The organism is Serratia sp. OS31, assembly GCF_014164835.1.
Classification (GTDB): Bacteria; Pseudomonadota; Gammaproteobacteria; order Enterobacterales; family Enterobacteriaceae; genus Serratia; species Serratia liquefaciens_A.
This window is the reverse complement of sequence record NZ_JACJFQ010000102.1, coordinates 1-896: the sequence shown is the minus strand read 5'-3', so window position 1 is coordinate 896 and position 896 is coordinate 1. Positions and strand designations below refer to the sequence as shown.

The 896-nt window shown below is 57.6% G+C and carries 1 protein-coding gene; it reads left to right on the top strand.

The features are described from left to right. Positions 1-832 (top strand): IS66 family transposase (locus tag H5P17_RS26495; protein ID WP_370570070.1); only part of this gene is annotated, 832 nt, incomplete at its 5' end. Positions 833-896: the final 64 nt, after the last annotated feature.

The window sequence follows — 896 nt, the reverse complement described above, 5'->3', positions numbered from 1 at the left end:
AATCGTACCTTCGTCATCACCCGCGCTGCTGCCTGTTGAGGTGATATCTGACCTCGCACCCTCAGATAATCAGCTCGCCGTCTCGCCTACCGGGCGCATCTGGACGTATGTGCGTGATGACCGGAACGCTGCCTCGTCTGATCCGCCAGCGGCGTGGTTCGCGTACTCACCGGACAGGCAAGGGAAGCATCCTCAGCAACATCTTCGTCATTATCATGGCGTACTGCAGGCTGATGCCTTCGCAGGGTACGACAGGTTGTTCAGCACAGAACGCGACGGTGGCCCGTTGACAGAAACCGCATGCTGGGCCCATGCCCGCCGAAAAATCCACGACGTCCATATAAGCACGCAAACGGCGACAGCAGAGGAAGCCCTGAAACGTATCGGTGAACTGTACGCGGTGGAAGAGGAAATACGCGGCCTCCCGGCAACTGAGCGTCTGGCAGCCAGGCAATCCCGGAGCAAACCGTTGCTGGCTTCCCTGCACGACTGGTTGGTGGAGAAAAGCGCAACGCTGTCGAAAAAATCGCGGTTGGGTGAGGCGTTCGCTTATGTGCTGAACCAGTGGGATGCGCTGTGCTACTACTGCGCTGATGGCCTGGCAGAGCCGGATAATAACGCTGCTGAGCGCGCGCTACGAGCGGTCTGTCTTGGCAAGAAAAACTACATCTTCTTTGGCAGCGATCATGGTGGTGAACGTGGTGCCCTGCTGTATGGTCTGATCGGAACGTGCAGGCTGAACGGTATCGATCCGGAAGCCTACCTTCGCCATATCCTGAGCGTACTGCGACCCTGTCCACGATTCTGTGTAACTGCCTTTTCTCAGAAGTGACCGTCCAGGCGGTCACCGAACTCGATAATAAAGCGGCTCATTGCCATACGCCAGTCCCTCAGCG